This window comes from Dorea sp. BIOML-A1, assembly GCF_009875615.1.
Lineage (GTDB): Bacteria > Bacillota > Clostridia > Lachnospirales > Lachnospiraceae > Dorea_A > Dorea_A amylophila.
Genome location: NZ_WWSA01000017.1, coordinates 1 through 25,677 on the forward strand (window position 1 = coordinate 1; position 25,677 = coordinate 25,677).

Annotated in this window: 19 protein-coding genes, 6 tRNA genes and 1 pseudogene; 4 read left to right on the forward strand and 22 right to left on the reverse strand. The window is 41.2% G+C overall.

Annotated features, from left to right (window positions below):
• Positions 1–352: 352 nt before the first annotated feature.
• Positions 353–769, reverse strand: a complete 417-nt coding sequence (locus GT508_RS08070) for a helix-turn-helix domain-containing protein (RefSeq protein WP_055150624.1) — start codon at positions 767–769, stop codon at positions 353–355.
• A gap of 162 nt (positions 770–931) precedes the next feature.
• Here GT508_RS08070 and GT508_RS08075 point away from each other — a divergent pair, with 162 nt between their 5' ends.
• From GT508_RS08075 to GT508_RS08085, 3 genes are all read left to right on the forward strand, one after another.
• Positions 932–1,252 carry a hypothetical protein gene (locus GT508_RS08075; protein WP_005330993.1) on the forward strand — a complete coding sequence of 107 codons (321 nt, stop codon included), beginning with the start codon at positions 932–934 and terminating at the stop codon, positions 1,250–1,252.
• 143 nt (positions 1,253–1,395) lie between these two features.
• Positions 1,396–2,229: a rolling circle replication-associated protein gene (locus tag GT508_RS08080; RefSeq protein WP_181969616.1), complete on the forward strand. Its 834-nt coding sequence runs from the start codon at positions 1,396–1,398 to the stop codon at positions 2,227–2,229.
• On the forward strand, positions 2,222–3,478 hold the full coding sequence (locus tag GT508_RS08085) for a tyrosine-type recombinase/integrase (RefSeq protein ID WP_008373044.1): 1,257 nt from the start codon (positions 2,222–2,224) through the stop codon (positions 3,476–3,478). The genes GT508_RS08080 and GT508_RS08085 overlap by 8 nt, the downstream gene beginning before the upstream one ends.
• A gap of 83 nt (positions 3,479–3,561) precedes the next feature.
• Here GT508_RS08085 and GT508_RS08090 read toward each other — a convergent pair.
• From GT508_RS08090 to GT508_RS08155, 14 genes and pseudogenes are all read right to left on the reverse strand, one after another.
• Positions 3,562–3,647, reverse strand: a tRNA-Leu gene (locus tag GT508_RS08090).
• A gap of 67 nt (positions 3,648–3,714) precedes the next feature.
• Positions 3,715–3,787: transfer RNA gene (locus GT508_RS08095), tRNA-Val, on the reverse strand.
• A gap of 44 nt (positions 3,788–3,831) precedes the next feature.
• Positions 3,832–3,905, reverse strand: a tRNA-Asp gene (locus GT508_RS08100).
• A gap of 6 nt (positions 3,906–3,911) precedes the next feature.
• Positions 3,912–3,985: transfer RNA gene (locus tag GT508_RS08105), tRNA-Ile, on the reverse strand.
• 26 nt (positions 3,986–4,011) lie between these two features.
• Positions 4,012–4,084: transfer RNA gene (locus GT508_RS08110), tRNA-Thr, on the reverse strand.
• Positions 4,085–4,107: 23 nt separating this feature from the next.
• A tRNA-Glu gene (locus tag GT508_RS08115) sits at positions 4,108–4,179 on the reverse strand.
• A 156-nt stretch (positions 4,180–4,335) separates the two neighbouring features.
• Positions 4,336–5,181, reverse strand: coding sequence for a PRD domain-containing protein (locus tag GT508_RS08120; protein ID WP_161143983.1), 846 nt, complete (start codon positions 5,179–5,181; stop codon positions 4,336–4,338).
• 31 nt (positions 5,182–5,212) lie between these two features.
• Positions 5,213–7,405: a PTS transporter subunit IIABC gene (locus GT508_RS08125; RefSeq protein ID WP_055195266.1), complete on the reverse strand. Its 2,193-nt coding sequence runs from the start codon at positions 7,403–7,405 to the stop codon at positions 5,213–5,215.
• A 199-nt stretch (positions 7,406–7,604) separates the two neighbouring features.
• Positions 7,605–8,705: a GntR family transcriptional regulator gene (locus GT508_RS08130; protein WP_055195268.1), complete on the reverse strand. Its 1,101-nt coding sequence runs from the start codon at positions 8,703–8,705 to the stop codon at positions 7,605–7,607.
• Positions 8,706–8,777: 72 nt separating this feature from the next.
• Positions 8,778–9,749 carry an ABC transporter permease gene (locus GT508_RS08135; protein WP_081021001.1) on the reverse strand — a complete coding sequence of 324 codons (972 nt, stop codon included), beginning with the start codon at positions 9,747–9,749 and terminating at the stop codon, positions 8,778–8,780.
• Positions 9,750–9,759: 10 nt separating this feature from the next.
• Positions 9,760–11,259 (reverse strand): sugar ABC transporter ATP-binding protein, encoded by a 1,500-nt coding sequence (locus GT508_RS08140; protein WP_055282252.1) that lies wholly within the window; start codon positions 11,257–11,259, stop codon positions 9,760–9,762.
• Positions 11,260–11,278: 19 nt separating this feature from the next.
• Positions 11,279–12,229: an ABC transporter permease gene (locus GT508_RS08145; protein WP_022415810.1), complete on the reverse strand. Its 951-nt coding sequence runs from the start codon at positions 12,227–12,229 to the stop codon at positions 11,279–11,281.
• A 101-nt stretch (positions 12,230–12,330) separates the two neighbouring features.
• The gene (locus GT508_RS08150) at positions 12,331–13,494 is read right to left on the reverse strand and encodes a sugar ABC transporter substrate-binding protein (protein WP_055282250.1); all 1,164 of its coding nucleotides are present in this window, start codon (positions 13,492–13,494) and stop codon (positions 12,331–12,333) included.
• Positions 13,495–13,819: 325 nt separating this feature from the next.
• Positions 13,820–13,990, reverse strand: a pseudogene (locus GT508_RS08155) (family 1 glycosylhydrolase); the annotation flags it as partial.
• Positions 13,991–14,122: 132 nt separating this feature from the next.
• On the opposite strand from GT508_RS08155, the gene GT508_RS08160 reads away from it, so the two are divergent.
• Positions 14,123–16,498 carry a phosphoketolase family protein gene (locus GT508_RS08160; protein ID WP_022415816.1) on the forward strand — a complete coding sequence of 792 codons (2,376 nt, stop codon included), beginning with the start codon at positions 14,123–14,125 and terminating at the stop codon, positions 16,496–16,498.
• Between the two features lie 159 nt (positions 16,499–16,657).
• Here GT508_RS08160 and GT508_RS08165 read toward each other — a convergent pair whose 3' ends face one another.
• From GT508_RS08165 to GT508_RS08195, 7 genes are all read right to left on the reverse strand, one after another.
• Entirely contained in the window at positions 16,658–17,557 is a 900-nt protein-coding gene (locus tag GT508_RS08165) for a LysR family transcriptional regulator (RefSeq protein WP_055282248.1), read from the reverse strand.
• Positions 17,558–17,720: 163 nt separating this feature from the next.
• Positions 17,721–18,560 carry a carbohydrate ABC transporter permease gene (locus tag GT508_RS08170; protein ID WP_055282246.1) on the reverse strand — a complete coding sequence of 280 codons (840 nt, stop codon included), beginning with the start codon at positions 18,558–18,560 and terminating at the stop codon, positions 17,721–17,723.
• The gene (locus tag GT508_RS08175) at positions 18,560–19,402 is read right to left on the reverse strand and encodes a carbohydrate ABC transporter permease (protein ID WP_044920163.1); all 843 of its coding nucleotides are present in this window, start codon (positions 19,400–19,402) and stop codon (positions 18,560–18,562) included. The genes GT508_RS08170 and GT508_RS08175 overlap by 1 nt, the downstream gene beginning before the upstream one ends.
• Before the next feature lie 134 nt (positions 19,403–19,536).
• A complete protein-coding gene (locus GT508_RS08180) occupies positions 19,537–20,835 on the reverse strand; it encodes an ABC transporter substrate-binding protein (RefSeq protein ID WP_055282244.1) in 1,299 nt (432 codons plus the stop codon).
• A gap of 118 nt (positions 20,836–20,953) precedes the next feature.
• Entirely contained in the window at positions 20,954–22,234 is a 1,281-nt protein-coding gene (locus GT508_RS08185) for an ABC transporter substrate-binding protein (protein WP_242998915.1), read from the reverse strand.
• Positions 22,224–24,002: a sensor histidine kinase gene (locus GT508_RS08190; protein WP_161143984.1), complete on the reverse strand. Its 1,779-nt coding sequence runs from the start codon at positions 24,000–24,002 to the stop codon at positions 22,224–22,226. The genes GT508_RS08185 and GT508_RS08190 overlap by 11 nt, the downstream gene beginning before the upstream one ends.
• Positions 23,999–25,591 (reverse strand): response regulator transcription factor, encoded by a 1,593-nt coding sequence (locus tag GT508_RS08195; protein WP_117598442.1) that lies wholly within the window; start codon positions 25,589–25,591, stop codon positions 23,999–24,001. The genes GT508_RS08190 and GT508_RS08195 overlap by 4 nt, the downstream gene beginning before the upstream one ends.
• Between the last annotated feature and the right edge of the window lie 86 nt (positions 25,592–25,677).

Below are 25,677 nucleotides of genomic sequence, written 5' to 3' on the forward strand. Positions count from 1 at the left end.
TAATCAATTCAAAGTCTTCTTTTAAACATAATGGAACATCTAATCTGTTCATATACTCTTTTTCTCGCTCTTTTTTGTTTTTACCAAATAATCCCATAGTGTTTCTCCTTTATAACTTCAAGATTGTCTAATTCTCCCCCCACATTATAGTTCCATTTTCTAAGCAATTCAATAAAAAAGAATAACATAACAACACACCACCTGTGCTGTCTGCTATCCTTTTCGACTTACCACCATTATTCATTTGCTGTCCGTATCTTTCAAAGACTAACGTTCCGCAGGATGCCCAGAGCGACGGTTCCTAACAGGGCGGAGGGTCGGCTGGGCAAGTGGACGGTTCTCTACACATTCCCTATTCTGCCAGATATTCTATCGCCGATTCTCTTCTTCCCTCATATTTGTCTTTCGCAAGAAGTTCATTGATAAAACACAGCAGTTTCTCCGTGTCATCATCGTCCAGTAAATCCATTTTCACCAGTATATCAAGTTCTGTCTGGTTCTTTGGATGTACGGATACTGGCTGGGACATATCAACCACTACTTTCAGCCGATTGGTTTTCTGTGTAGTTTCAATATCCGTAGTCAGTCCCATGACATGGCTTTTACTTACTCCAAATATCTGCGACAGCTTTTCCCATATAGATTCATCTCTCGGTGTTCCATTGCCGTTCTCATAGTTTGTCAGCATACTCTGCGAAATACCCAGTTCTTTTGCCAGTTCCGCAACCGTGATATTGCTTTCTTTTCTCAATTCTTTTATTTTGTTCACGTTCAAGCACCTCCTTCATAAGCACATTATATTTCAAGATTTTCCGTCCGTCAATCTTTTTATCGGATATTCAGATATTTTCTATTGACATTCTTCAATGCTTGTTTTATCATAAGATTATCTTAATATCTGATAATCAGATATCTATAAGGAGGTGAAACGATGATTAGAGGAAATGACTTTATTTTAAATCCAGACAAACTGCAAGAGGAATTTCAGTTAGTAGAAGTTTCTGACTGGGTAGACTTTTCTACAAAAGAAAAATTAGGATTCTACTATACAGTTCTTCTTCCAAAATTAAAGTTTGAAAAAGTCAAAGTAGGCATTAAAGCCAACACAGCGATTGTTACCAACGAGGAACTTGAACAAAAAGGGCAGATTCCAGTCTCATTTGATGGCTTACATACTTGGGCTAGTCTCTATAATGGACGTCTTTCTGTCAAAGCAGAAGCTTCCAATATCAGAAAAGTGGGAATGAAATAATTTTTCCCATTATGTCAGCCAGTCAGTGCCGGACAACGTCATAGGTGCTGAACTGGCTGACCTCTATACTTGATATATAAAACAACATCTTCCGAAAATAATCGGAACATTCATTACAAAAATTGGGATATGAGGTGAGATTCGTGAGCAAAACAAAAGAGTGTTTTGCATACAATACGAAAATCATTGAAACTCCTACTACAAAAGAAGTATATATTTACGAAAACCCTATTTTTATTCACTCGAAAGAAAAGGCAGATTTAACAGACACAAGTAACCGAAAAAAATTTGATGAAATGTCAGCTCATAAGCAATATGACAGTTTAAAACGCAAGCAGAAGCATTACGAACAGGCTCGTTGGGATATTGCCCGTATTGTTGACTGCAACTTTGATAACAGAACAAAATTTGTAACGCTGACATTTAAAGAAAACATTCAGGAAATCCTGATAACTAACCGAGAATTTAAGTATTTTATCCAGCGATTAAATTATTATTTGTACCATACCAAAACCCAGTTATTAAAATACCTTGCAACGTGGGAGAAACAGAAGCGTGGAGCAATCCATTATCATGTTATTTTCTTTGATTTTCCGTATATAGCAAAAGAAAAATTACAGAATTTATGGTCACATGGATTTATTAAAATCAATCGCATTGATGTAGACAGCAAAGAAAACAGAGGTCGTTATCTTAGCAAGTATTTTGGAAAAGACCTTGATTTGAAAGAACATAAGAAAAAAGCCTTTTTTAAATCTCAAAATCTGAAAGTTCCACACGAAACAAAAGTCATGCTGACCGAAGACATTTTACATGACTTACAAAAAGAAAATATCGTCTTTCAGAAAGAATACACAAGGCAAATTTACGATACCAACGCTTTCTTATCTACTGGTTCATGCTTAAAGGACAGCAGTGTTATCTACATCAAAATTAAAAAAGAAAATCCTTGCGTAAAGGGGGAATCTTATGGATAATCCCGTTACGTTTTCAGATATAACATTATTGAATACGTTAGCCACCTGTGCTAACATGACCACAGATGAAGTCTTCAAAGATTTTAAAATTATGGCAAATAAAAAAATCTTGGAGAATCACAAATATGAAATTTATTACTCGGAATCAGAAAAAAGCTGGCGTACTTATTTACCCGATGAAACCAAACCTAACAAACGCCGTCCTGTCAAGAGGAAGAGTAAAGAGAACCTTGAAAAAGAAATCATCAGATTTTATATCGAAAAGCAGAAAGCTGAAAACCGTCAGAATGTCACACTGGAAGAATTATACGCTGAATGGCTTTTGTATAAAAGAGACTATACTTCCGTAAAAGCAAAAACAATTCAAGAATATGTATCTGAATGGAATAGATTTTTCAAAGATACAGAACTTGTTAAAATGAAGATAGGCGAAATCAAACCAATCACGCTTATCCGCTTTTTCAGAGAAGCTACAAAAGACCGACAGTTCACGCACAAGCGAGTCAGTAATGCCCGTTCTGTTTTGAATGGAATAATGAGTTATGCGATCGAAGAAGAAATTATATCACATAATCCTGTCTCTGATGTGAATTTCAAACAGTTTACCTATAAGCCAGTAGAAGTACAAAGTGACAATGTATTTTCCCGTGATGATACGCATAAGTTATTAAATTATCTTCGGTGTATCATAGAGCCATATTCTCTTGCAATACAGTTATCTTTCTATCTGTTTATCCGTGTTGGAGAAACAAAAGCTATCCGTTGGGAAGATATTGACTACAATAACAGGCTTGTATATCTTCACAGACAGGCGACCTGTGAACGTACATTGAATGATGATTTAACATTCTCAAGCCGAAAAGTAAAAGTAGTAAATCAAATGAAAGGAAATACTTCTCATGGATTCCGTAAACAGTTCCTTACAGACGAAGCACTTAAAATTCTTCACAAAGCAAAGGAATTAAATCCAAATGGAATATATGTTTTTGAACCTAACGGTGAGATTATGACAACAGACAGCTTTAACCGCCGATTGAAGAAATATTGCAAAGAAGCCGGTGTTCCTTATCATTCCAGTCATAAAATCCGCTTTTACAATGCTTCAACAGCTTTTGACGGAAATAATCTTACAACCCTTAGTTATTTAATGGGACATAGTGAGACAGCTACAACATTGCATTACTTGCGGAATGTCAATAAGAGGAAGAATGACAGGCTTGCTTTTCAGAATCTTGGTATTTCATCATAAAGTGTTCAAAGGTGTTCAAACTTTTAGAAACAAAAAAATAAGAGAAACGCTGTAAATTCAACGTTTCTCCTACTTTTCACTAATGCCGCAGACCGGAATCGAACCGGTACGGGAGGTTAGTCCCGCAGGATTTTAAGTCCTGTGCGTCTGCCAGTTCCGCCACTGCGGCATTCCAGCATCAGTCACATTTTGCAACTGAACTATCTTGAAATCTGCAACAATCTCTTGTTGCAAAATGGGACCAATAGGGCTCGAACCTATGACCCTCTGCTTGTAAGGCAGATGCTCTCCCAGCTGAGCTATGATCCCATATTTAATTATTTATCGCCTGCTCACTAAAAGTGACAAGCAAGCGACCCAGAAGAGACTCGAACTCTCGACCTCCGCCGTGACAGGGCGGCGCTCTAACCAACTGAGCCACTGGGCCATTTCATGGACCTTCGGGGACTCGAACCCAGGACCGATCGGTTATGAGCCGATTGCTCTAACCAACTGAGCTAAAGGTCCAAAATCTTTAAGTCCCGTAAGGACTAAGCCGATGATCGGACTCGAACCGATAACCTGCTGATTACAAATCAGCTGCTCTGCCAATTGAGCCACATCGGCATTTCACCTAATTACTTAGGTAATGACTCCAACGGGAATCGAACCCGTGTTACCGCCGTGAAAGGGCGATGTCTTAACCGCTTGACCATGGAGCCATATCTCAGTCACTGCTTCGTGTTTTTATTTCTCTTGCGTGACCGAGATTTATAATATCATAACGCAATATCTTTTGCAAGTGTTTTTTTGAATTTTTTTTATTTTTTTCAAAAAAACTTATTTTTGTGTATTTTTCGCCTTTTTTCCAAAGTGTACTATTCTTCTATTTCACGTTCGTCATTGGCAACTCTTTCAATATGCATTGCCAGATATCCTGTCTCTACTTCTTCCAGCTTTACTCCCAGACTCGTACCTACCTGGTCGCAGATGACTTGTGCCATCCCAAAAGATTCCGGGAATTTCACTTCCATATAGTCGTTCATATTCACCTTCAGCTTCTCACCGTTCAAGGCTCTTGCCACCATATAACGGATATGATTCATCAGACGGTTGTAAGATAATGATGCAATATCGATTGGTTTTCCGATCGCTTCTTCTACCATACTGATACATTCCCTGACAGATCTTGCCATCTGCATTGCCTGTGATACTTTCTCGTCTTCTATTGCCGAATGGATATGAAGTGCCACATATCCGATCTCGTCGTCTTCTATATCGATCTGAAACTGCTTTTTCAAAAGAGGCCGGATACTTTCCGCCACCTTGAATTCCATATGGAATAACACACGGATGTCTTCTGTGAGCGGATTACTGATCTGCTCATGATTCTGAATACGTTTTACTGCAAATGCAATATGGTCTGCAAGTGAGAATAGTACCATACGGTCAATCTTTCCAAATACCTTTTCAGCCTCGTCGAGCACAGCATTCGTCAGTTCCAGAAATTCCGGTGCGATAGACTTTACGATTTCTTTTGCCCCGCCCCGCTCTTTATATTTTTGGAGAGAATATAAACGGTCTTCTGGTCTTACTTCGATTCTTTCTGCAACTTTTCTGCCGAATCCTACTCCCTTTCCCATGATCAGGACTTCTTTATGATCGTCCTGATGGATGGCTATTACGGTATTATGATTTAAAACTTTCTCTATCCTGTACATCATATCCCCACTTGTATCTCCACATTACATTCTTTTACGCTTCGTAGATATCAATTGCGAAAAGCTCATCTCCTGCCTTGATCTCTCCTTCATTCAGAAGGCGGATCTTCTGGTTATCTTCAAGCTCTGTACAGAGAACCGGTGATGCTACCGATGGTGCATTTGCTTTCAGGTAATCCAGATCCAGCTTCAGCATCGGATCACCCTTCTTCACCGTCTGTCCGTTCTCAACGAAGCATTCGAATCCTTTTCCGTCCAGTTTTACGGTATCAATACCGACATGGATCAGAAGGCTCACTCCGGACTCTGTCATGAATCCGATCGCATGCTTGGTATCGAATACGAAGCATACTTCTCCATCTTCCGGTGCTCTTACGATCGCATCTTCCGGTGTTACAACAGCACCGTCACCCATCATACGTCCGGCAAATGCTTCGTCCGGCGTTGTGGAAAGGTCTGCCGCAACTCCTGTGATCGGACTTGAGATCACGATTGTATCTACAATTTTCTTTTCTTCTGCTTTGGTTTCTATTTTATCATCTTCTGATATGTTCTGACCAGTACTTTCTGCGTCTTTCTGAGGCTCATACAGCTCTTTTGGCGCATGTTCCAGATAGTCTTCCAGGTTCGCCTTAATAACCGTCACACCCGGTCCGTAAATGATCTGTACACCCTGTCCGCGATGGACCACGCCGGATGCACCTGTTGCTTTCAAAATTCCGTCATTTACCAGATCTGCATTGCTTACCGTACAACGAAGTCTTGTCGCACAGCAGTCTACGTCTTCGATATTCGCAGAGCCTCCAAGTCCTCTTGTAATTTCCGCACTAAGTGAATCTTCGGAAGTTCCTTCTGTACCTGCTTCTGTATTTCCTGCTTTTTTTGCATTGACATCTGCTTTTGTATAAAGTTTTGTCTCTGCATCATCATCTTCACGACCCGGTGTCTTAAGATCTAACTTCTTGATCAGGAATGAGAAGATAAAGTAATACAGGAAGAAATAGATAATTCCTACCGGAATGATTCTGATCCAGCTTGTCTTCGCATTTCCCTGAAGGATACCGAATAACAGAAGATCTAAGAATCCGCCGGAGAATGTCAATCCTACTGCAATATTAAGGATATGTGCAATCATGTATGCACTACCTGCAAGTACAACCTGTACTGCGAACAGAACCGGTGCCACAAACAGGAACGAGAACTCCAGAGGCTCTGTGATACCTGTTAACATACATGTCAGTGCTGCGGAAAGAAGCAGTCCGCCTGCCGCTTTTTTCTTTTCTGGTTTTGCCGTACGGTACATAGCAAGTGCCGCTCCCGGAAGTCCGAAGATCATGAAGATGAACTCACCGGAGAAATATCTTGTCGCATCCGCGCTGAAGTGTGTAATATTGGCAGAATCGGCAAGCTGTGCGAAGAAGATATTCTGACCACCCTGAATCAGTTTTCCGCCAACTTCCATCGTTCCGCCGACAGCGGTCTGCCAGAACGGAAGATAGAACACATGATGCAGTCCGAACGGGATCAGCGCACGTTTTACAATACCGAAGATCAGTGTTCCGAAATATCCGGTTCCTGTTACCAGACCGCCCAGTGCATAGATACCGTTCTGCACAACCGGCCATACGAAATACATTGCGATTCCGACGAACATATAAGTAATTGTTGAAATGATCGGTACGAATCTTGAACCGCCAAAGAATGATAATGCATTTGGCAGTACAATCTTGTGGAAACGGTTATGAAGTGCCGCAACTCCAAGTCCTACAATAATACCGCCGAACACACCCATCTGCAGTGTATTGATTCCACACACAGAAGCGATCGTTCCTTCAAGGACATTCTTGGAAATGGTTCCGTCAGCTGCGATCTTCCCGCTGATTTCCAGCATACTGTTAATGGAAATATGCATAACAAAGTATGCGATCAATGCTGATAATGCTGCAACTTCTTTTTCCTTCTTTGCCATTCCGATGGCTACACCAACGGCAAAAATCAGTGGAAGGTTATCGAAGATCGCACTTCCAACCTTGTTCATAATAATCAGCAGCGAATGAAGGATTGTTCCCTCTCCCAGGATTCCCTGCAGTCCATAAGTTGCAATGGTTGTGGCATTGGTAAATGAGCTGCCAAGACCGAGAAGCAATCCTGCTACCGGAAGAATTGCGATCGGGAGCATGAAGCTACGCCCTACTCTTTGCAATACGCCAAAGATTTTGTCTTTCATATTTTTCTCCTTTTCTTTGTACGTGTATCTATGCATAGTCTTTCCTTTTTATCAACTTATTAACACAAAAAAGGCACTAACTCTGCATAAATACATTTAATAATTTACACATAGTTAATGCCTCGTTCATCGTTTACTAACAAGTAACATACTATATTTGTATAATACTCTTTTTCCCATTTCCTGTCAAGATTAACTTCTACAATTTTCTCACGGAATTACCATCATTTATTCTCACTGGAAAACGGTATGCATAATTTTTTGTCTGCCAGTCTTCATCATCCATCATACGCAACAGATGATTCCCTGTAATATATCCCAGCTTGTTTTTCGGATGTATGGCGGACAGTACTTTAACATCTGTATTATCCATCAGCTCCGCATCATCAAAAGATACTACCGACAGATCTTCCGGAACGTGTACCCCTCTCTCATCCAGAAATTCCAAATACACTCTCGCCACTTCATCATTATAGATCATCATTGCTGTACACTCTCTGGTGTGGCGGTAAATATGAGTAAGTCCTTTCTTACCGAACTTGTCTTCCATCTCTCTGGTAGAATACCATCTGATGCAGTCATCGTCATATTTAATTCCATAATCCGACATGCATTGGATCAACCCCTTATAACGCGCAATCCCCTGCATATCATCATATTTCAGAATTCCTCCGATTTTTCTGTGCCCATGTTCGATCAGCGTCTTTGTCAGTTCATAGGCCGATCTGGTGTCCGACATCTCTACACTGTCAAAAGACATATTTTCATAATGATTGTGTATAAAGATTGTCGGTATATTCCGCTTCTTAATTTCTTCAAACAGACGCAGATTCGGATTTGGAAATGCAGAACGTGAACCTTCAATGATCAGACCCGAGACGTTATTCTTCAGCATACTCTCTAGATAAACCGCTTCATCGTTCAGACGGTTCTTGGTAACTGCCACATCGATACGATACCCCTTTTCACTCAGGGAAGCTTCTATGCCGTCATACACCTCCGGGAAGAGATATTCCGAATAATAGCTAAGCAGCAGTCCTACTCTCGGCCGGTCATCATCTATCATCTGTCCTTCATAAGACACATATGTTCCGCTCCCCCTCACCCGGGTGATCAGCCCTTCTTCTTCCAGCTGCTGCAAAGCCGTTCTTACTGTCTGCCTGGAATATCCGAACTTCTTCTGCAGGCTCGGCTCTGATGGGAATTTATCCATGTTCCTGATCACACCACTGGTGATCAGTGTATGTGCCCAGTTATATAATTTTTGATATTTCAGACCTTCCTGATTCGTATTCTTCATAAATGCTCCATATACCAATTACGGGCAAAAACATCAAAGAATGTCTTTGCCCGTAATGAATAAATAATTTTATTATTTGATAACTGTAAGTGATTCACGGTCTGCGAATACTGCTACGAAGATCAGGAATACAACTCCCTGGATCAGCTGCATCATCTGTGTTGAGAATCCCATCATTGTCAATCCACTGTTCAGTACGACGTAAAGAAGAGATCCAACAACGATATTTTCAAATCTTACCTTGGCTCCACCGGAAATAGGCATACCACCTAATACCAGAGCGATCAGAATCTGTGTCTCTAACTGGTTACCACCGGAAGATGTAACAGATCCAACCTTGATAACGTTGATAAATGCTGCAAATCCTGTCAGTGCACCTGCCAGTACATACATGAGGAATTTCATTCTGTCTGTGCGGATTCCTGAGAACATTGCTGCTTTTTCACCGGCTCCGATCGCTTTTAAATATGTTCCGAATTTTGTATAACGGAATGCGATAAATCCAATAACCAGAACAACTACTGTACAAGCCACTTTGAATCCTGTACTGTCATAATTGATCAATGTTGCAGAACCGGAAACAGGTGCATTCGTTGTCATATATTTGATAAATCCACGGAATAAGAACATGGTACAAATTGTAACAATGAATGATTTGATCTTACGGTATACATAGAAGAATCCGTTGATCGCACCGATGATCGCACCTGATGCAATACCACCAAGAATTGCAATTGCAATTCCATGTTTTGAAAGAATACATACAACGATTGAAGCAATTCCAAGGATAGATCCCTGAGAAAAGTCCAGGCCGCCCATTGTCATAATGAAGAACACGCCCATAGCTGCAATCATTGTAACATATACCTGCGAAAATGCCAGTGACATATTTCCCATCATACGGAAATCTGTCAGGACATTGAACAGCAGGAAAATAACAACCAATCCTACGATTGGCAGGAGCGCACGAACCATCGCCATCTTAGACGCTTTCTTAAGCTGCTGCTCCTTATCGTTTGTTTTTGCACTTACTTGACTTCCCATAGTTGCCTCCTTATACCATCATCGAAATCAGACCATTTTCATCCAGGTTCTGATTACGTTCAAGTTCTCCACTGATACTTCCATCTTTCATAATAATGATACGATCACTCATACCAATCAGTTCCATCAACTCTTCTGAGATCATGATGATGGATTTACCGTTCTTTCTCATCTGGTTCATCAACTGATAGATGTCCTGTTTTACCTTAATATCGATTCCTCGGGTAGGACTGTCCAGAACAACGATATCAGAATCTTTTCCGATCCATCTTGCAAGAACAACTTTCTGTTTGTTACCACCGGACAGATTTGAAACGAACTGGTTTACATCATTCATCTTTACAGACATCTGTTTTGCATATTTATCGGCAAACTCTCTACGTTTCTTATCGCTTAATATATGTGCTTTATTAGCAAGTTCATCTAATGATGGTAAGCAGATGTTGTCACCGATACTCTGATTCAGCACAACCGACTCATTGTCACGGTCTTTGGATGTATAAGCAACGCTGTGCTTAATTGCTGTAGGAATATCGTTGATGTGTGTTCCGTCAGCCAGAACAACTTCACCTTCTCTGTCATAAGATGCACCGAAGATTGCTTTACCGATCTCATGCATACCTGATTCTGACAGACCACCGAATCCAAGGATCTCTCCTTTGTGTAAATCAAAGCTGATATCTTCGATCAGTCCTGGAACTGTAACATTCTTTACGGATAATACAACTTCATCTGATACTTTTTCACCATAGTCTGAACGATAGTAATCACCTGTTACTTCACGTCCAACCATCAGCTTCTTCAGATCATCTTCGTTCACATCTGCACTCTTAACCGTATCGATATATACACCATCCCGGAGGATTGTGATTGTATCGGATTTGTCAAGAATTTCCGGAAGGTCATGGGAAATAAAGATAACCGTATTTCCATTGTCACGGACACGATTCATCTGTTTGTACAGTTCTTCACGTCCTTCCTGCGAAAGAGCAGTTGTCGTCTCATCGACAACGACGATCTTAGGATTAAAATATGTAGCTTTTACGATCTCAACCAGTTTACGGTCTTCGAAATTATAATCATCAATCATATCTCCTGCTTTGATCTTATCAAATCCATAGGATTGTAAAAGCTCATTTGCTTTTTTGTTCATTGCTGCAGTATTCTTGATCCCCAGATGAACGAACTGATCTTCATGTCCAAGGAAGATATTCTCTGCTACCGTCAGTCCGGAAAGAGTTCCAAGTTCCTGTACGATGATAGAAATACCTTCTTCATTTGCTTCTACCTGGTTCTTCGGATGAACTTCTTTTCCATCCAGAATGAACTGTCCACTTTCCAGTGTATAGATTCCTGTCAACATATTTGTCATTGTTGATTTACCGGATCCATTTTCACCGATCAGTGCGTGAACCTCACCTTTATTGATATTAAATGACACATCTTTCAACGCCTTCGTGATACCGAAGTTTTTAGAAACATGTTTTACCTGTAATCTCACTTCACTCATTGCTGTCTTCCTCCTTCTATTACTTGACAATCTCGCCTTTTGTAACCTTTGTTGTCAGAGTAACGATAATCAGCAGTGCAAATCCTGTAATAACGTCCTGGATCGCTGTAGGAGCACCAAGTGCGATGAAACCGAAGAAAATAATATTGATTACGAATTCACCGATGATAATAGCCTGCAGCGGCATACCATATTTCTTAAATGCCAGACCGAAGAAGCATCCCATTGTCGGTACGAAGTTTCGGCTCATAGATGCCATACCGGTAACCGCTACCATTGAAGAACCATAACTGATTGTCAGAATTGCCATTACTCCAAGGAACGCACCACTTAAGATGAATGCAAGCACCTTGTATTTATTAACATTAATACCCATGTTCTTAGCAACGAACTCGTCACTTCCGATCGCATAAGTATAAGTTCCGATTTTAGTGTAGTTTAAGAATATGTAAGCAACAACGCATGCTACCAATGCAAGGATGATATCCCATGGCATACGTCCGAATGCTCTTAAGTGTGCCGGAAGTGTCTGTTCTACACCACCTGCCATGTAGTTTGCCAGCGACTCATAGATAAGTGCCAAACCTGTTGTAACGATCATAGATGGAATTCTTAATTTCACATAGAAAATTCCGTTTAATAAACCAACGATTGTACCTGTAAGAATACCTCCGACGATCAGTCCGAAATATCCTAAATTAAATTTTGTTGCCAATACGCAACCAACGATTGCGGAAAGCATGATGTTTGCACCAATAGAGAAATCGAACATTCCCATTACCATTACGAAATAGAAACCAACCGCACCTACAGTGGCAATCAGACTGGCCTGAAAGTAATTGAGCATATTGGAAAATGAGCCGAAGTTATGTGGTGTCAATATTTTAAAGATTACCCAGGAAACAATCACAAGACCGATCAGGATTACATACCCCATTGTCTTTCCTGAGAGTTTTTTAGTAGTGCCCATATTATCTACCTCTTCTTATTATCTTTTTAAAAGAGAAGGTGGCATCGCCTTTCTTGCGACGTCACCCTCCCCAAATTATTTTCTGTTATCTTGTGTCCGTCTTATTTAGCGGCACGGCTCTCTGCATCAGCGATAGATACGCTTGCTGCAGTAGCTTTCAGCTCTTTCATACTTTCTTTAGACATAGCTACTAATTCATCGTCTGTGTATGGAAGCTGATCTACGAAATATTTCTCGTATGCTGCATAGTCTTCTGCTGATGATACATACAAGTATGGGAATGGAACATCTTCGAATTTACCAGCGAAGTCTTTGTAGTTACCTTTTACTGCATTGTAAACCATCATGAATGCGATCAGTGGGTCACAGAAATGTCCACCGGATTCACCGGCCATTGATCCGTTCTGAAGTCTTTCTCCAAGGTCTGGAAGGAAGTCTGTAGAAACGATATCGATGTCCTGAGTCTTTCCTGCTCGTTCAACTGCTGCGATTGCTCCCTGAAGTGGATCTCCACCACCACCAGCTGGGATCAATGCATCAAGCTTAGGATCTGCTGCCATTAAAGCTTCAGCAGCTTTTGATCCACCTTCTGAAGTTGTACCAGCGTACTGTGGCTCAGAAATTTTTGCTTTGTCGTCTGGGTTTTCTTTGTTCCATTTTTCAACTCCGGCTTTGTAACCTTCCCATCTTCCAAGCCAAGTAGCATCTCCCTGCTCCCAGCCGATCAGACCGATGTTACGATCACCTTTGTCAAGAAGAATCTTAACAAGTTCTGCACCGTTTTCAGGTTCATCTTCATGAACTGCTCCGATGTAGTAAGCGGAATCTTTTGCTGCTTTGTAGATATCTGCACTGTCTTTTTTGCTGATTACACGGAAGAACTGTGCAAGATATACTTTATTATCATTACATGTCTTGATTGCTGATGTCATCTCTGTATCAGATGAGTTACAGATGATGATTCCCTGGCATCCTGCTGCTGCTAACTGCTCTACAGAAGCTGTAACTTTCTCAGATACATGTCCCTGGTCAACATACTGTACTTCTACATCCAGTGCTTTAGCTGCTGCATCCAGCATCTTCTTACACTGTGATCCAAGAACGTCTGTTGAAGACCAGATAGAAACTCCGATTTTAACCTTTCCTGATTTACTGCTCTTGCTGCTCTTGTCATCAGAACTTCCACCGTTTCCGCATGCAGCAAGTCCAACTACCATTGTTGCTGCCAAAAGAGCTGCTGTTACTTTTTTGAGAACTCTCTTCATAATGTTTCCTCCGTTTTCTGTATTTATTTGATGATTAGATTATATACTTAACTGGTATCGTTTTGCAATAAAATACAACCATTTTTTTCAACAAAGTTGTACTGTCTCATAGCGCTTTTCATGGTGTTTTCATCTGTCAAAACCGCTTTTTGTGCGTTTTGACAGTCTTGGTTTCAATAATTATGAACAAAGAATGAATTTTTTGTGCATTTTTCTTCATTTCTTTCGTACTTTCTTTATAGTACAATACAACTTTTATTTTGTACTCACTTGTATTATTTTTACAAAACAGCAACCTAAGTTGTATTTAATCTTATAAATAGCAATATTCTTTCAGGTATGCAATACGGTAACCATCATCACAAGTATGATCTTTTTTCAAGATATCAACTGCTCCTAAACCATTTTCTACTATAAATAATGGTACTTCATAATGTTCATATAATGTAACCAGCGCATAACGCACTCCTACCGGGTCAATCTGCCAGCCCCAGTCTTTTCCTCCATCCATACCAAAAACTTATATTTACAATGCATAATTGCTATTTTACGCATACTTTTCATTGTGTTATTCTACAGATGGTTAAAAAAATAACACGAAAATTATTTTTAAGAAAGAGGTAAGAATATGGAAGACACAAAAACATGTCTTGAGAAGCAGCCGTTATCTCAGGAAATGCTTGAAAAGATGAATGCTTACTGGCGTGCTGCCAACTATCTGTCAGCCGGTCAGTTATACCTTCTTGACAATCCATTATTAAAAGAGCCACTTACAATGGATCAGATCAAGAAAAAAATCGTTGGTCACTGGGGAACTGTCCCAGGACAGAACTTTATCTATGTACACTGCAACCGTGAAATCAAACGTTATGATCTGGATATGATCTTATTATCAGGTCCTGGACATGGCGGAAACTTCTTAATTGCCAATACATATCTGGAAGGTTCTTACAGCGAAGTATATCCGAACATCAGCCAGGATGAAGAAGGTATGAAGAAGATGTTCAAGCAGTTCTCATTCCCATGTGGAGTTCCGAGTCACTGTGCACCAGAGACACCAGGATCTATCAACGAAGGTGGAGAGCTTGGATACTCTATCGCTCATGCATTCGGTGCTGTATTCGACAACCCGGATCTGATCGCAACAGTTGTTGTCGGTGACGGTGAAGCTGAGACCGGACCGTTAGCTACTTCATGGCAGTCTAACAAGTTCCTGAACCCAGTTACAGACGGTGCTGTACTTCCAATTCTTCATTTAAATGGATATAAAATCAGTAATCCTACTATCTTCTCTCGTATTTCCCACGAGGAAGTTGAGAACTTCTTCAAAGGATGTGGATGGAAACCTTACTTCGTAGAAGGCGATGATCCGATGACAATGCACAAGAAGATGGCAGAAACAATGGATACTGTTATCGAAGAGATCAAAGCAATCCAGAAAAATGCACGTGAGAACAACGATCCAGAGCGTCCGGTATGGCCAATGATCGTTCTGCGTACACCAAAGGGATGGACTGGACCAAAGGTTGTAGATGGACAGCAGATTGAAGGATCTTTCCGTGCACATCAGGTACCACTTACAATGGAAAGTCCAGAACATCTGGAACTCTTAAAAGAGTGGCTGGAAAGCTATCATCCGGAAGAACTCTTCGATGAAAACGGACACCTGATCCCAGAACTTGCGGAACTTGCACCTAAGGGAGATGCCCGTCTCGGAGCTAACCCACATGCAAATGGTGGATTATTATTAAAAGACTTAAGACTTCCTGATTTCCGTTCTTATGGAATCGAAGTTGAACCAGGTAAGACAAAGGCTCAGGATATGATCGAACTTGGCGGATATATCCGTGACATCTTCGAATTAAACGAAGAGAACAAGAACTTCCGTATCTTCGGACCTGACGAAAGTATGTCTAACCGTTTATACAAAGTATTTGAAACACAGAACCGTGACTGGAATGCCGGACTTCTTGACACAGACGATTGTCTTGCAAGAAACGGACGTATCATGGATGGTATGTTAAGTGAGCATATGTGTGAAGGATGGTTGGAAGGTTATCTGTTAACAGGACGTCACGGATTCTTCGCAAGTTACGAAGCATTCATCCGTATCGTTGACTCTATGGCAGCTCAGCATGCAAAATGGTTAAAAGTATGTAACCAGCTTTCATGGAGACAGCCAATTGCTTCTCTTAACTTCATCCTGACATCAAATGTATGGCAGCAGGATCACAACGGATTTACACATCAGGACCCAGGATTCCTGGATCACATCGCTAATAAAAAAGCAGATGTTGTCCGCATGTATCTCCCACCGGATGCTAACTGCTTACTCTCTTGCTTCGATCACTGTATCAAGAGCAAGAACTATGTCAACGCTATCGTAGCTTCAAAACACCCAAGCTGCCAGTGGTTATCTATGGAACAGGCTGTTAAGCACTGTACACAGGGTATCGGTATCTGGGATTGGGCAAGTAACGACTGTGGTGAAGAACCAGATGTTGTTATGGCTTGCTGCGGTGACACACCAACTCTTGAAACAATGGCTGCTGTTACAATTCTTCGTGATGAAATGCCAGAACTCAAGATTCGTGTTGTTAACGTTGTTGACCTGTTCAAGATGGAATCAGATCACAAACATCCACACGGATTAAGTGATGCAGAATATGATGCAATCTTTACAAAAGATAAACCGATCATCTTCGCATTCCACGGATATCCGACACTGATCCATGAACTTACATACGAACGTAACAACCACAATATTTCCGTTCATGGATATCAGGAAGAAGGAACGATCACTACACCATTCGATATGCGTGTACAGAACCAGATCGACCGTTTCAACCTGGTAAAAGATGCTATCATGCACTTGCCACAGCTTGGCAACAAGGGATCATTCCTGATCCAGAAGATGAACGACAAGCTGGTTGAGCACAAACAGTACATTGCCGAATACGGACAGGATCTTGAAGAGATCCGTAACTGGGAGTGGCATAAATAAAAATTCCTACTAATTAGTTTGTTTTAATAAAAAGCCCGAAAGCTTACCATATTTTACTCCAATTCGATACCTTTTATCTTTGTCAGATCGTTATGATCATCCGAATTTGTGTAAGCTTCCGGGTTTTTATTATATTTCTCATTTCTCATGATTGGCAGATTAATTGCCCTTCTCTTTCAGGAATTTCTGGAACTCCTTTGCTGCGATACTCTGCGGATATTCCATATCGTAAATCAATATGATATTACGTTCCGGCAGTTTTTCTTTTACCTTGATTTCAAATACCTGTCCGGACTTAAGTTCCGCATCCGCAAATTCCGCCGGGATGAATCCCAGTCCCAGATTATGTCTTACTGCCGGAAGTATCATATCCGTCGTCGCAAGCTCCATATCCGGTGTAAATGTCAGACTGTTCTTTTCAAAATATTCATTTAGAAAACGTCTGGTAATCGTCTCTGCAGTCAGACTGATCCATGGATACGACACCAGTTCCTTAAGCGATAACTCCTCTTTCCCCGCTTTCAATTCTTCAAATCGCATTCCGGCGATCAGTATATCCCTGTATTTTCTCAATATCTTCATCCGAAGCGGCTTTGCCACCTGAAGGTTAGCCGATACAAATGCAAGGTCTACTTTTCCTTCTTTTACTGCATTCACCGACTCTGTCGTACTGTTATTCAGAATCTTAAACCTCACATTCGGATACAGGCTGTTGAATTCTTCCATTGCCTGAAAAAGATAACAGTGAAGTGCCGTCTCCGTAGCGCTGATATAGATTGTTCCGTTCTCCAGCGAGATCAGATTGCTCAGATCATTCTCTCCTTTGAAAAACTGGGCACATCCTGCCGCTACATATCCATAAAATGTCCGGCCTTCCGGAGTTAGCTGCATTCCGGTCTTACTCCTCGTAAATAAGCGGCAGCCAAGTTCATTTTCCAGTTTGTGTATGGTACGCGTGACTGCCGGCTGGCTGGTCTTCAGTACCGTTGCTGCCTTGGTAAGATTTTCATATTTTGCTACATAATAAAATATTTTGTAATATTCAAAATTTGAATTCATAATAAAAACTACTCCTCTTCATCTCTCACTATATTTTAAAAAATAAGTGAAAAATGTCAAGTGATATCTTCATTCTCCACCGCTGTCAACTTTTCTTATATACTTTTACATATTCCAAAAGAGATCTGACATATCCAAATGCCAAATCTCTTTTTTGTCCTTATTAACCTTTTACAGCTCCGGCTGCAACACCTTTGATAATATGCTTCTGACAAGCCAGATAGAAGATAACTACCGGAATTACCGCAAGGATCAGCGCTGCCATAACAGCACCCATATCTACACGTCCATAACTTCCCTTCATATACTGGATCGCAATTGAGATTGTCTTATACTTATTCAGATCCAATACCAGGTATGGAAGCAGGAAGTCGTTCCAGATCCACATCGTCTCCAGGATTCCTACGGAAATGTATGTCGGCTTCATGATCGGAAGTACAACGGAGAAAAAGGTTCGAAGTGGTGTACATCCGTCGATCATTGCTGCTTCCTCAATTTCCAGTGGAATGGATTTTACAAATCCGCAGAACATGAACACTGCAAGACCTGCACCAAATCCGAGGTAAATGATGATGATTCCCCAAGGTGTACGAAGCCCTGTACGGTCAGCTACCAGCGATAAGGTAAACATAACCATCTGGAACGGAACAACCATGGAAAATACGCAGAATAAATATAACAGTTTTGTAAACTTACTGTTTACTCTTGTAATATACCATGCACACATAGAAGTACATACAAGGATCACAAGTACGGAACCAACTGTGATAAATACAGTCCAGCCGACTGCACTCAGCAGTTCATATTTGTCAATTGCGGACAGGAAGTTATCGATTCCTACCCATGTCTGCTTTGTCGGGAGTTTGAATGGTTCTTTGTTGATAAATACTTTATTTTTAAATGAGTTGATCAGCACGATCAGGATCGGCATGATATATACAATACCGATGATCGTAAATGCACCTGTTCCAAACCAGCTTAATTTACTTGTTTTTTTCTTCATTACTGCTGTACCTCCTTAGAACGTGTTGCACGTAACTGGATCATACCGATCACAACTACGATCGCAAAGAAGATGACTGCCTTCGCCTGTCCGACTCCTTCCCATCCGGTACGTCCGTAGAACGTATTGAAGATGTTTAACGCCATCATCTCAGACATCTTAGACGGTTCACCGGCTGTCAGGGACAGGTTCTGATCGAATAACTTGAATCCGTTTGTAATTGACAGAAACATACAGATCGTGATCGATGGCATCATCATCGGGATTGTTACCTTGAATAATGTCTGGATCTTATTTGCTCCGTCAATCTCTGCTGCTTCAATGACATCACCAGGAATGGACTGAAGACCCGCAATATAGATGATCATCATATAACCGATCTGCTGCCAGCTGACCAGAATGATCAGTCCCCAGAAGCCATACCACTCATTCAGAGCAAGTGCGGTACCATATCTGGAAAGAACTCCGTTAAAGATCAGCTGCCAGATATATCCAAGTACGATACCACCGATCAGGTTCGGCATGAAGAAGACCGTACGGAAGACATTTGTTCCATGCATTTCTTTTGTCAGTGCCATTGCAAGTGCAAATGCTATGATGTTAATGATCAGAAGAGAGGCAATCGCGAACAGTACGGTATACCAGAATGAATGACGGAATGCCGTATCTTTCAGTGCTTCTATGTAATTTGAAAATCCTACGAATTTCGCGTCTGTTACGGTTGTAAATTTACAAAATGAAAGCCAGATTCCCATAATAAAAGGAACGATAAAGCCAAGAATAAATGCAAAAAACGTTGGAAGCACGAAAATCGGCATATAACGTTTGATGGATTTTTCCATAATAAATTCCTCCTTCCATGCAGAGAATCTCCGCTTCATTTCCCTGCACTTTTTCATAAAAGCGGCGGGTGTTTCTTGCAACCGCCCGCCACTACTCACTTCATATAACTATTTTGATTGTTACATTTTTATTTTTATTTTGCTGCTGCAGCTTCTTTTGCCCATCCGTCAACGAATGCTGTTGTAACTTTTGCCCAGTTTGCATCTGTCGGATCTGCTGCGTAACTTGTCAGTGCAGAACCCACTCCGTTCTTCCACTCTTCTGATGGCATTGTTGAGAAGTTCCAAGATACAGGAGTCTTTCCGTCTTCTGTATATTTGTTTGCTTCGTTAACAAGTACGTTGTCTGATTTCAGGTTCTTCTTAAATGGAATTGTGAATCCCATGTCTTTGCACATTGCCTTTACACCATCATCAGATGTTACACACCAGTTCATGAAATCAAGTGTTGCCTGAATGTCGTCTTCAGATGCTTTGGAGTTTACACACCAGTAGTTCTCTGTACCTGTACAGATTCCCTGATCTTCTTCGCCTTCTACACCGATGTAGATTGGAAGGATTCCAAGATTGTCATCTCCAACGTCTTTGATGTTGTTATATTCCCATGTACCATTCTGGTAGAATACTGCATCACCTGTTACGAAATCTGCTGTTGCATCGTCAGCTGTCTTTGTAGAAAGTTCTGTTGGTTTGCAAGTAGCGTTGTTGATGTAGAGATCCCAGATCTGACGGTAGTTATCAAGGTATGTTCCTTTGATAGCATCTGTGTTATCGATTCCTTCATCTTTGTATTCATAGTAGATTGGAAGGTTTGCCAGATGAGTTTTGAATCTCCAGTCAGATGATCCGTCCATACCAGCGGATGTAAATGCTGAGAATCCAAGTTTGTCCTTATTCTTTGTGATGTCTTCTACAACTTTCTTGAAGCTGTCAAAGTTAGTGATATCATCAGCTGAGTATCCTGCTTTCTTTAACAGTTCTTTGTTGTAAATGATTCCGTAGCTTTCTATTACGTATGCGATTCCTGACATCTTGTCGCCGTCCATCAGTGCGAAATCATCACTTGTCAGCTGTTTTGCAACATCAGAATCTTTCAGATCGTAGCAGTAATCTTTCCAGCTTGCAAGTCCAACCGGTCCGTTTACCTGGAACAGTGTCGGAGCATTGCTCTTAGCCATCTCAGATTTTAATGTCTTTTCGTATTCTCCGGATGCTGCTGTAAGTACTGTTACATCCACTCCTGTTTCTTTTGTATACTCTTTTGCCAGATCCTGCCACTGCTCATCCTGTTCTGGTTTGAAGTTTAAGTAGTATACTTTTCCTTTTGCGTCTTTCTTGTCTGACTTGCTGTCAGAAGAGCTTCCACATCCTGCAACCATTCCTGTTGCCATGGCTGCTACCAGCATTGCTGATACAACTTTACGCATTTTCATAATTCATTTCCCTCGCCTTTCTTTTTTGAAACCTTCGTTTCTCTTGTTGTCATTATATTAACAGAAATGCGCTCAAACCCTGTATCAATAAAACAACCTGATATACAAAAAAACATATCTATTGTTCTTCTTCAAACTGCCGGATGCTTTCGTCTTCTGCCTGCGTGAATTCCTGCTCCGTTATCTTTCCCTGTGCCAGTTCCGCCAGACATTCTCCCAGTACATCCTCCTGTAGCAGTGAATTCCACTTCACCTGATAATTCGGTACAATCTGTGGATTTCCCGTATAAGCCTTCAGATAATCATCCAACAGCGTTCCTTCCTGTCTTGTCCTGCTGTTCAGCAATTCTTCTTTCTGTTCTTTATTCAATTTCGTTCTGAATTTGAGGAACTCAACTGCTCCTTTTTTCACCTTTTCACTATAAGTTGATACAACTGCCCAGCCGAATGTCTCTGGTGAGCCTATCAGTTTATTTTCAGGAAATGTAGAAAAACATACTTTTTTCTGCATTTCCTCCGGAATCTGATCAATCATCCAGTAACCATTAGGTATCATCGCTGCATTTCCTGCCACGAAATTATCATGAGCTACGTCAAAATCATTATGTAATGCATCTTGGGTCGTATATTGGAATAATTTTTTTAATGTACCGGCTATCTCCAGCCCCGGTTCATTCTGATAGGTATCCGGATATAATTGCTTCATGAATGCCGCACCTTCTTCACTTCCTGCTACTTCTGCTGTTGCAAGCAGCATTGCGGCCCATGCTGTTCCTTCCGTATGCAGGGCAAGCGGCGTGATCCCTGCTGCTTTCAGTTTCTCACAACATTTCCAGAATTCTTCCCATGTCTCAGGAAATCTGCTGATTCCTGCCTGTTCAAATAACTCCCGGTTCCAGAAAACCCCTGAACAGGCGAATGCCGCCGTGCTGACCGGACCCAGATAAATCTTTCCATCCTCTTCCCGGACCGATTCCATTACTGACGGTTCGATCATATCTTTCCATTCCTGATCTTCGTTTATGTAAGGTGTCAGGTCCTCAATCCTGCCTTTCTTGATCATCATCTGATAGAAAGACGGAAGCATACGCAGATCAGTGATAATAGCCGGTAATTCATCTGTCACATTCATACGTTTCAGATTCTTCCGGTATTCTTCCTCTGTCTCCATCACCCAGTCCACATCTATATGATACTTCCCTTTGTATGCCCTGTTGAACCGCTCCACCACTTCCTCTTCATTCTTATTACCGGTACTGGAATCTACGGTAAGGATCATTGGGATCTCTACTACTTTATTCTTTTTTCTGGTCTGTGTATTCTCTTTTCCCGCACAGCCGGTCAGTGCTGTCAGCATGGCGATCACCATCACTGCTGCCATAATCCGTCTACTGTTCACAGTTTTCTTTCCCGTCATCCGGGATCTGGATAACACAGACGGTTCCATTTGTATCCGATTCATAGAAAAATCTCACATCCTCCCCATACTTTAACCGCAGTCGCGTAATGATATTTATCACACCGTAACCATGTTTTTTGTCTTCAAAACTGTCTTTCATTTTTGATACCGGTATCTCTGACAGTCCGTTTAACTTCTCCGCCATCTGCTCTTCCATCGGAGTTCCGTTATTATAGACACTGAATGTAAGCTGTCCTGCCTGTTCAGTGACACTGATCCTTATCAGACCGCCTTCGAAGATATCACAAAATCCATATTTGACTGCATTTTCCACAATTGGCTGTAAAATCAGCTTTAATATCCACCTTGTTTTCAGTTCTTCTGCACATTCGATCTCATAACGGAACAGATTCTCATTGCGGATCTGCTGGATCTCCATATAACTTTTTACATTTTCCAGCTCGTCTTCTACTGTCACAATCTCACGTCCTTTGCTCAGTGACAGACGCAGATACTTTGACAGTGCCTGTATCATCTTCATCGTCTTCTCTTCCCCGTTGATCCGCGCCAGCATATAGATGGTATCCAGGGTATTATAGAGAAAATGCGGATTGATCTGGCTGATCAGCGTATTCATCTCACTGATTCTTAGTTCTTTCTGCTGATTCTTGACCTCGTTCTGGAACTCTTCGATATTCTTTAACATCTCGTTATAGGCATGCCCGATCTTATCCAGTTCTGTGTCCGTATGGATCTGAATGGTATGTGTAAAATCATTTCCATCAAAACTTGTCATGGCATCACTGATCTGTCTGATCGGCCGGGTAAATGTCTGTGATGCATAAAGACTTAATACAAACGCCAGCACTGCGATCACCGCATAGATAGTGAATAATACGATCAATATCTGCGTCATTCCCTGATTCAACACCATATCCGGCACCAGTGTAAAGATCACCATCCCTGTCTCTTCCTGCCGGTATGCCTGTAAAATCCCGCCTTCTATCTTTTTTCCCCGCACGATCACACCGGATTTTTTCGTTCTGGTCAGTTCCGTAATCTTCTTCATTGTCCTTTTTTCGATACTGAGATCTTCCGGTTCCTGCCGGATGCAAGTCTTTCCTTCCGGACTTATGATTCCCACTGCAACATCTTTTGCAATCTTCCTGTCTTTATCCATAACACTTTCCAGAAACTGTTGATTCATCTTCAGATACACGATTCCAGGTTCATGTGCGTAATCCATACTGTTCACATATCTTCCGATAAACAAAGCTTCGTCCCCCGTACCAAACAGGTAATCCCGGGTCCATATCCACTGCGTCTTCGCATACTCATCCCCCATTTTCTCACGCAGACCGCTGCTTTGAAAATCCGAATAACCAATCTGGGAATAGGATTTTTCGTAAACATTTCTTTTATTATCAATGTAGCAGTAATCAGCGACATGATTCAGATCTATATATGCAAAATATTTGCTCAGTGCATTCTTCTCTACTTCCTGCAGTTCTTTATTCTTCAGACTCTTCTGCACATCATTTTCCAGGATGATCTCTGCTGTCACGGCATCCGTCTTCCGGTAGAGATTATCCAGGGCTATCCCCATCTTCTCATTCATGAATTCATACTTATCCACAATCACATCTGTCATATTCCGTCTGACATAAGTCCATACACAGATGCTGGAAAGAACCAGTGCCAGTATCAGAAGTGTACACATATACTTCAGATACTTTTTCTGGATTCCTGACATTTTACTTTTTTTCATACTTCATATTCCCTTTTGTAATCTCTCGGAAGCTGTCCTGTATATTCTTTAAACAAATGTGAAAAATAGGATGGATTACTGATTCCGACCTGCTCGCAGATATTACCGATGCTGGTTCTTCCGTCTTCCAGCAGTCTCTTTGCCAGCTCCATTCTACGCTGCAACAGATATTGTTTGAATGTCATATGAAAGGTATTCTTGAATACCCGTCCAAAATATACCGGATTCAGATATACATGTGTCGCCACTGATACAATCGAAAGATCTTCATTATCCAGATGTTCATCTATATATGCCACAGCCGCTGCAATGTATTCTTTTGATCCTTTATTCTCTTTCTTCTCTGCATTTTCCAGTCTTTTTTCAATAGCAGTTCCCAAAATCTTGTAACAGACATCCACCGCTTTTGCCGCCTTTAAGTTTCTCATATTCGAATAATAATTTTCAAATTGCTGATTCAGTGATTCGTCCATCCCGTAACTGTCTTTTAACATGAATTCTGTCTTTACCATGATCTTGTGCATATACTGGCATTGCAGTTCTTCTCTGTGTGGCAGTTGGTAAATAAAATGTACAAATGCCTGCTTTAACTGTACGGCGTCGTTCTTCCGCACGCTGTTGACCACCATCATCTCTGCCTCCGCCGGATATGGACTTTCCTCTTTTTCTTCAACAGTCTCCGGGATTGTAAATACTCCCGCTCCGGATGCATTTGTAACAGCGAACAATCTCTGCGCTTCTTCGAAACTTCTTCTGATTCCGCGGATCCCTTTATACGGTTTGGATATTGCTGCAATAACCGGGCTGTTCTCTTCTTTTTTTACCTCTTCCAGCAGTTCTTTCAGTTCATGTACCGCTGTGTTCTCCTGCGTCTTTATAATAAATGTACGATGTCCTTCTTCACTTTCGAATTTCCAGTATGTGAATCTCTCTGCGATCTTTTCTTCAATCATTCTGACCATGGAAAATCTCGAGGCTTCATATTCCAGTTCATTGGTAATCTTATAAGCCAGATCAAGATCTGCATATACTGTAATAAACCGGTCTCCTTCCTTCATGACATCCTGCAGCGTATGGAAGACTTCATCTACTTTTTCTTCCGGCAGCCGGTTCTGGACATATTTTTGCACGACAACCTGCAAAAATCCATCTCCGTCCTTTTTCAGAAGTCTCTCCCAGCGGTCATACTTCTCCTCATTTCGGATCTGATCTTCACAGATTTTACCGACATCTGTCATCGTCGCCTGTAATTTTTCATCTTCAATCGGCTTCAGAAGATATGCGAATGCCCCCAAATCACATGCCTTCTTCGCATATTCAAAATCCCTGTATGCACTTAATACCACGAACTGACATTCCGGGTTCTCTTTCTTGATTTCTTCCATTACCATAAGTCCGGAAATCTGTTTCATCCTGATGTCTGTCAGCACTACGTGTGGTTTTTTTTCGCGTATTACCTTTAACGCCTGCTCTCCGCTCTGTGCAAAGCCAACCACTTCATATCCCATACCGTTCCAGTCATACGTCTTCACCAGACCCTCCAGCAGGATCGGCTCATCATCTACGATCACCAGTTTTAACAACCCCATAGTACACCTCATACCTTTTATTAATACCATCTTAACATATTACAGTCTCATTCTATAATTTTTTATACTTTTTTTTACCAAAAATC